At 45.4% G+C, this 6,682-nt stretch carries 9 protein-coding genes; 3 read left to right on the forward strand and 6 right to left on the reverse strand.

Going from position 1 to position 6,682, the window contains the following annotated elements; genetic code table 11:
* Positions 1-2: 2 nt before the first annotated feature.
* The 4 genes from B0F88_RS19820 to B0F88_RS18540 all read right to left on the reverse strand — a co-directional run bounded on the left by B0F88_RS19820 (position 3) and on the right by B0F88_RS18540 (position 3,119).
* Entirely contained in the window at positions 3-296 is a 294-nt protein-coding gene (locus tag B0F88_RS19820) for a YbdD/YjiX family protein (RefSeq protein ID WP_258076735.1), read from the reverse strand.
* Positions 296-2,365, reverse strand: coding sequence for a carbon starvation CstA family protein (locus tag B0F88_RS18530; RefSeq protein WP_104425429.1), 2,070 nt, complete (start codon positions 2,363-2,365; stop codon positions 296-298). Before B0F88_RS18530 ends, B0F88_RS19820 begins: the two co-directional genes overlap by 1 nt.
* Before the next feature lie 173 nt (positions 2,366-2,538).
* Positions 2,539-2,928 carry a type II toxin-antitoxin system VapC family toxin gene (gene vapC / locus B0F88_RS18535; protein ID WP_104425430.1) on the reverse strand — a complete coding sequence of 130 codons (390 nt, stop codon included), beginning with the start codon at positions 2,926-2,928 and terminating at the stop codon, positions 2,539-2,541.
* A complete protein-coding gene (locus B0F88_RS18540; RefSeq protein ID WP_104425431.1) occupies positions 2,925-3,119 on the reverse strand; it encodes a type II toxin-antitoxin system VapB family antitoxin in 195 nt (64 codons plus the stop codon). The genes vapC and B0F88_RS18540 overlap by 4 nt, the downstream gene beginning before the upstream one ends.
* 134 nt (positions 3,120-3,253) lie before the next feature.
* Here B0F88_RS18540 and B0F88_RS18545 point away from each other — a divergent pair, with 134 nt between their 5' ends.
* Complete coding sequence (locus B0F88_RS18545; RefSeq protein WP_104425432.1) at positions 3,254-3,565, forward strand: CopG family ribbon-helix-helix protein; 312 nt, start codon at positions 3,254-3,256, stop codon at positions 3,563-3,565.
* Positions 3,513-3,797, forward strand: a complete 285-nt coding sequence (locus B0F88_RS18550) for a type II toxin-antitoxin system RelE/ParE family toxin (RefSeq protein ID WP_104425433.1) — start codon at positions 3,513-3,515, stop codon at positions 3,795-3,797. The genes B0F88_RS18545 and B0F88_RS18550 overlap by 53 nt, the downstream gene beginning before the upstream one ends.
* 100 nt (positions 3,798-3,897) lie before the next feature.
* On the opposite strand, the gene B0F88_RS18555 is transcribed toward B0F88_RS18550, so the two are convergent.
* A complete protein-coding gene (locus B0F88_RS18555; RefSeq protein WP_104425434.1) occupies positions 3,898-5,322 on the reverse strand; it encodes a hypothetical protein in 1,425 nt (474 codons plus the stop codon).
* Positions 5,323-5,357: 35 nt separating this feature from the next.
* Positions 5,358-5,627 (reverse strand): hypothetical protein, encoded by a 270-nt coding sequence (locus B0F88_RS19240; protein WP_146083370.1) that lies wholly within the window; start codon positions 5,625-5,627, stop codon positions 5,358-5,360.
* Positions 5,628-5,940: 313 nt separating this feature from the next.
* Here B0F88_RS19240 and B0F88_RS18560 point away from each other — a divergent pair, with 313 nt between their 5' ends.
* Positions 5,941-6,606, forward strand: coding sequence for a cytochrome P450 (locus tag B0F88_RS18560; protein WP_258076736.1), 666 nt, complete (start codon positions 5,941-5,943; stop codon positions 6,604-6,606).
* Positions 6,607-6,682: the final 76 nt, after the last annotated feature.

Here is a 6,682-nt window from a genome sequence, read left to right on the forward strand (position 1 = left end):
AGCTAACAACACCGTTTGATTCCATTCCACTTTTCATCCTGCCACTGCTTGAAAAAAGCCTCTTTGCTCAGCGGTGTATCTCCTTGGTGATGCTCCGCATGGTGCTGTAAATAACGTTCGTAAGCGTCGTCGCCGGAAAGGCGGCGCACGACACGCCAAAACGCTTTGAGTTTGCTAAGGAAGTACTGATTTAATCCTTCGACAAGCTCAGGATGAACGGTAAGTTTTTGATTTCGTTCGTGGTGAGCTTGTCGAACCATGAACGAAATCAATTTGTTCAGCGCTTCCCTAAACATCAGTCCCTCACCCAGTCTTCAACCAGACGGCTCGGCGTATGCGGCGATTCCGCCAGCGGCAGCACCGGTTTTCCTGCCAGATAACGGCTGCAAACCCGCAGCATATCGAACACGATCAACCACAACAAGGCCACAAAAAACAGCGTTATCCAGCCGTCCAGATGCAGGTTGAAGATCAACTGCGGCGCAACAGCCGCTTTCTCCGGCGGCAACGCACCTGCCGCCAGTTTGTCGGCCAAATCGTTGGCCGCGGAAAAGAAGCCGATCCGTATATTGTCGCTGGCGATTTTCTTCCATGCCGCCGTACTGGTGATCGTCACCAGCCAGGTCAGCGGCAAGCCGGTCACCCAGGCGTATTTGAATTTGTCCGATTTAACCAAAATGCCGGTCGCCACGCACAGCGCAATCGCGGCCAGCATCTGGTTGGCAATGCCGAACAGCGGCCACAAGATATTGACCCCGCCGTTCGGGTCGATCACGCCGATGTACAGAAAATAGCCCCAACCGGCCACCACCACCGCACTGGTCAAAACGACCGACGGCGTCCACGAGGTTTCCGCCATTTTCGGCCAGATATTGCCGAGCATATCCTGCAACATGAAGCGGCCGACGCGGGTTCCGGCATCCAGTGTGGTCAGGATAAAAATAGCCTCGAACATGATCGCAAAGTGGTACCACAAGGCCAGCATGCTCTCGCCGAACGCGCTGCCGAAAATACTCGCCATGCCGACAGCCAAAGACGGCGCGCCGCCGGTTCTGGCGAACAGCGTCGCCTCGCCCATTTGACTGGCCAACAACTGCATCTGCTCTACAGTAACCGGAAAGCCCCACGAGGAAATCTTGGCAACGGCGTCAACAGCCTCCTTGCCGACCACGCCCGCCGGGCTGTTGATCGCAAAAAACACGCCCGGATCAAGCACGGTCGCGGCCATCATCGCCATGATCGCGACAAAAGATTCCAGCAACATGCCGCCGTAGCCGATCATGCGTATATCACGCTCGTTGCTGAGCAGTTTCGGCGTGGTGCCGGAAGCGATCAGCGAGTGGAAACCGGAAATCGCGCCGCAAGCAATGGTGATAAACACGAACGGGAACAGCTTGCCGCCAAAAATAGGCCCGGTGCCGTCGATGAACTGCGTCAACGCAGGCATCTTCACGGTCGGCTGCAACATGATAATCGCCACCGCCAGCAAAGTAATCGTGCCGAGCTTAACGTAAGTCGACAGATAATCGCGCGGCGCCAGCAACAGCCAAACCGGCAAAATCGCCGCCGCAAAACCGTAAGCCATCACCCACCAGGCCAGCGTCAAACCTTCGTGATCGAACCAAACGCGCAGGGTAGGATTGTGATCGATCCAACCGCCACCGACCACGGCCAGCAACAGCAAACCTACACCCAACGCAGACGCTTCCAGCACTTGGCCGGGACGAAAACTGCGCATGTACAGGCCGACGATCATCGCAATCGGAATCGTCGCCGACACCGTAGCCGTCGCCCACGGGCTGTGCTTCATCGCGTTGACCACGACCAGCCCCAGCACCGCAATCAGGATGATCATGATCGCAAACGTGCCGATCAGCGCCGCCGTGCCACCCAATGCGCCCAGCTCGTCGCGCGCCATCTGGCCCAGGCTTTTGGCGTCGCGCCGGGTGGACAAAAACAGTGTAGTCATATCCTGCACGCAACCGCCCAGCACCGCGCCGAACAATATCCACAGCGTGCCCGGTAAATAACCGAACTGCGCGGCCAGCGTCGGCCCGACCAGCGGCCCGGGCCCTGCAATCGCCGCAAAATGATGACCGAACACGATCCATTTATTGGTCGGCACAAAATCGCGGCCGTTATCCAAACGTTCGGCCGGTGTCGCCCGCGTCTCGTCAACCACCAATACCGTCGCAGTAATCCACGCCGCGTAAAAACGGTAGGCAATGGCGTAAACGCACAAGGCGGCGGTTATAAACCACAGCGTGTTGATGTGCTCGCCACGGTTCAAGGCAATGCCGCCGACGGCTGCCGCGCCGAGCGCGGCAATCAGTATCCAGATTGAATTTTTCAGTAGATTATTCATTAGGCATCTTCTATTTATTATTGATGTTTTAATGGTAAAACCAAGGAGATTATCCTTGAAAATGGCTAAATTGCGATAGGATTATGGTCAGATCCCACGCTACAGCGCTCGTCTTTATTCACAAATATCTGCCGGAATGACGCGCTATTTAAAAAATGAAGGTAAAAGAGAACCTATACAACCTGCAAGCCCAAAAACTGTTGAAAGGGCTGAAAATCCTTGTCTGAATGCAATAACGGCAATTCGTTTTCGATGCAGAAAGTAGCAATCATCGTGTCGATAGTTTTTCGGATCGGAACACCTTGTTTACGCAAGTTTCTGAAATTTTCAGCACTCTTTAAACTGAGGGTTACGCCCAACATGGCGTGGACAGGCAGGGAGCAAAGCAAAGTTTTTGCGGTCTGGTAATCGGAATCCGATCTAAATCCTTGCAGCACTTCAGCCAGAATCAAATCCCCGGTACATACCGGCTGTACACCCAGTAAATTATCCAGCTTTTTGGTTGCCCGTGTTTCTGTGCCGTTGAAGTAATCGATCCAGACACTTGAATCGACCAGGATCACCGGTCAGTCCTCATTTGCTCCAAATCGCCCTCCCATTTTAATTTGCCTTTAAAGGCTTTGATGCCCTCTTGCTGTTTCAGCATCAATAAGGTTTTTAGACCTAGCTCTACCGCTTCGCGCTTGGATTTTGCGCCCGTCGCTTTTAAAACATCGGCCATTAAGGTGTCGTCAATAATTATATTGGTTCGCATCGGGTTATCCTTGTGTAAGGAATTTATAAACAATACACATTAGAGCATGTCTATTGACATCATTCAATATTATATGCCGTTGAAATAACCAAATTTACTCTATATGATGAAATCCTATTTTAATGGAGTGAACGATGAACACCAAAGTCATTAGCGCACATGTTCCAGAAGAACTGGCCGACAAAGTTGACCAAATAGCCGCTCGCTTGGATCGCTCACGCGGTTGGGTTATCAAACAGGCGTTGGCGGATTGGCTCGGACAAGAAGAAGAGCGCAGGCGTCTGACGTTGGAAGCGCTGGCAGATGTTGACGCCGGACACGTCATCGACCACCAAGCGGTGCAAGCCTGGGCCAATAGTCTCGATACCGACGGCCGCTACCGATTCCGCGCTGATGCGCTTGAAATGGACTGGCAAAGCGCTGGACGATCTAGCGCGGCTTTATGAGTTTTTAGCGGCGGTAAACAAACCGGCCGCAGCCCGCACAGTACAATCATTAACCTACGCCCCCGCTCGGCTACTTGAACAACCCTATATCGGCGAAAAGTTGGAAGAGTTCGAACCGCGCGAGGTTCGCCGTATCTTGGTTGGACGATATGAAATGCGTTACGAGATTCAGGATTCCACTATCTATATATTGCGGCCGTGGCATACGCGCGAAGATCGGCAGCTATGTTAGAGACAATGCCATTAAATTAAGCGTTGTAGGAGCGGACCTTACAAATTACATTTGTTTTTTTTGCAGGCACGTAAAATGTAAGGCCTGACCCTAATGACTTTTAAAGTAAAAGTGACGGCATGATGAAAACAACACAAGCAGACACAATAAAATAGAATATATTAATATCAAACCCTATAATTAAATAAACTCCATATGAAGCTATTAATATAGCCATGACTGAGATATAAAAAAGCAAACATTCTTTGCTTTTTGTAAGAGCGACAGCCAAGTTTAAACACTGAACAAATGACCGACTCTCTGTTTTAAATAAATTAATATTCACACAAGACGGTTCAAATGGATTAATACTTTTAACAAATGTTGTTACAACATAAAGAGTAGTAATAAACATTATAAAAACTATTTCTTTATGGTTTTGATAAAAACATTTTACATATTCGTCAAAAGGCTTAACAAATATTGTAATAATTGCAAGAATAAAGGCTATAGCCCAGATCGTATATTTTTGCCTGTCTTCATTTTTATCGATACAGACCTTTATAGAATTTTTAAGCTCTTCAAGACTTACCGTTCTTTTCAGTAAGGTCGAATTTTTACATTCGCTCTGACTACCGTCTTCTGAGTCTGTGTCATTAAAGCTATTTTGCCAGTTTTCAGCTATTTTAGTAAATGTGTTTATATAGCAAAAAACGCCTAAAGAAACTTTAGTAAATTCATCCCTTCGCCTTATAAAATTACGATAAATATTCTTAATAATATTATCAAACCACAACACGCCATCACTATCTATTACAGGATAAGCACTAATTAATGTGTCCTCTGTATAGTGATGATGTTTATGTGAATGAAAAGCATCTTTTATGAAATAAAAAAATTGATTAACTAAGCTTTTGTATTGTTCTTCAGACAAAAGCATTTCTTTCTCATCTTCATTGAGTTCAAGGCTTTTAATTTCGCAAATTCCTTGGCGATCAAGAGTTATACTAGAACGAACTAAACAGAATTTTTTTGCGTTTTCATTTAGTTCTGATATTAGATTTTCACAATCATCATCTGAACAACCAGCATTTATTTTTCCATTAATTACTATGATTTTTTCTCTTAATTTTTCATATAGAACTTTTTGTTCTTCACGATCTTTATGAAAGACTCTATATACAGTTCCTTCTATTTTTTGAACTGTACGAGTATTCGCATCTACACAGCCCCTGCCGCTTAAGAGAAAACAGCTTTCAATATTTTCTTTTTTAAATTTAGAACCAAGCCATGCGTGACTTAGTAACTTTCTTCTTTCTGAAACAAAAGGTATCGGAATTGCGTAATCGTGAGGTATGCGTCTTTGAAGACAAATAATTGTCAGCGTTTTTTTTATTTCATCTTCCTTGGTAATAGAGTAAAAGTCAAAAGGGTAGCCCGAATGTCCAACTAACTTAAAAGACAAATTACCTAATACTGTCGGCACCCATCCTATGTAATGTTTATTTTTTGTTAAAACATCCGACGGATCGCCTGAGTTGACCATAAAATTTTAATAAACCGAAGTAATAACGCTATTTTCTATTTAAATAGGGATCTAGTCCGCTCAGGACTATAAGAACGTTTAATTGCTAAATTACCCGTAACGCTATCTCTACTATCACCAGCTATCACTCCATCAGGCTTGCCAACAATACCTTCGCCCCACAAGACAGACTTAGATCCTTCAAAACCATTTTTAAGATTATTTTTATAAGTTCTGTAATCATCATTTGGTACTCTAAGCAGACACACAAACACATAGAACAAATAAATCGAAAAAATGATTAAAAGCGCACCGAATATTGTCATAATATAATTAAAATTATGTTAATTTTTATTGCGTTAAAAAACAATAAACTCTGTTTTAAAACGCAACAATTAAAAAACATCAGAATGCAAAGAGCTAAATAGCATTAAGATAGAATTAAGATAGAATTAAACCAATAATTCTATCATGTAAAACATAAACTGAAAATACCTGTTAGTCTTTAACATTAATTAATACGCTATCATAGCCTCGCAGGCCGAGCAATAGTTTTTTCGGTTCCCGACGATTGTCGGGCATAAACAGCATGCCTAACAAAACTGCTGAATAACACAAAAACCTCTAACTCCATTAACCATGTCGCAAACCAAAACAACCCTAAAAATCAAAGGCGAATTTCTATTAGGCAATTTACGCCAAATGAAAACCAATCCATTCCAGGCGCTTTGCGACTGGCAGCGCGATTACGGCGACTTGGTTAGTTTCAGGCTGGCTACGCGGCATTTTTATTTAATCAGCCACCCAAAGCTGATCGAACAGGCTTTAATCAAGCAAAGCGATACCTTTGTCAAAATGTACGATCCTAAAAAGCCGACCGGTCTGGCGTTGGTGTTAGGGCAAGGATTAGTGACCAGTCAGGGCGAGTTATGGCAAAGACAACGGCGGTTAATGCAGCCGGTTTTCCAGCGAAGTAATTTGGCCTCTTTACTCCCGCAAATTGTCATTGCCGGCAATAATTTATTAGCCAGATGGCGGCTATTAAGCGACGGGGCGGAAGTTAATCTCGCCGATGAAATGATGCAGGTGACGCTTGAAGTGATCACTCAGACCATGTTCAGCACCAGCGTCCTCGATAAAATCGAACACATTGCGCCTGCTTTAGACACGTTGCTCCGCTATGCGGCCAAATCGGTCATGAATCCTTTGCGCATGCCGTTATTTATACCCACTAAAGCCAATCGGGAATTTAATAAGGCAAACGCTACATTAGATGATGTCATTTACCTTAGATTCAACTCATAAGTGCAATCGGCACTAATCGGAAAAGAAAAAGGTTAGCTGATATAGTTTCACGCTTTTTTCAATCCGACCAAAGACG

The organism is Methylobacter tundripaludum (assembly GCF_002934365.1).
Lineage (GTDB): Bacteria > Pseudomonadota > Gammaproteobacteria > Methylococcales > Methylomonadaceae > Methylobacter_A > Methylobacter_A tundripaludum_A.

Excerpts from the sequence above, each read along its gene's own strand:
- B0F88_RS19820 (WP_258076735.1), bottom strand. The coding sequence starts at position 296 with ATGTTTAGGGAAGCGCTGAACAAATTGATTTCGTTCATGGTTCGACAA.
- B0F88_RS18530 (WP_104425429.1), bottom strand. The coding sequence starts at position 2,365 with ATGAATAATCTACTGAAAAATTCAATCTGGATACTGATTGCCGCGCTC.
- B0F88_RS18540 (WP_104425431.1), bottom strand. The coding sequence starts at position 3,119 with ATGCGAACCAATATAATTATTGACGACACCTTAATGGCCGATGTTTTA.
- B0F88_RS18545 (WP_104425432.1), top strand. The coding sequence starts at position 3,254 with ATGAACACCAAAGTCATTAGCGCACATGTTCCAGAAGAACTGGCCGAC.
- B0F88_RS18550 (WP_104425433.1), top strand. The coding sequence starts at position 3,513 with ATGCGCTTGAAATGGACTGGCAAAGCGCTGGACGATCTAGCGCGGCTT.
- B0F88_RS18555 (WP_104425434.1), bottom strand. The coding sequence starts at position 5,322 with ATGGTCAACTCAGGCGATCCGTCGGATGTTTTAACAAAAAATAAACAT.
- B0F88_RS19240 (WP_146083370.1), bottom strand. The coding sequence starts at position 5,627 with ATGACAATATTCGGTGCGCTTTTAATCATTTTTTCGATTTATTTGTTC.
- B0F88_RS18560 (WP_258076736.1), top strand. The coding sequence starts at position 5,941 with ATGTCGCAAACCAAAACAACCCTAAAAATCAAAGGCGAATTTCTATTA.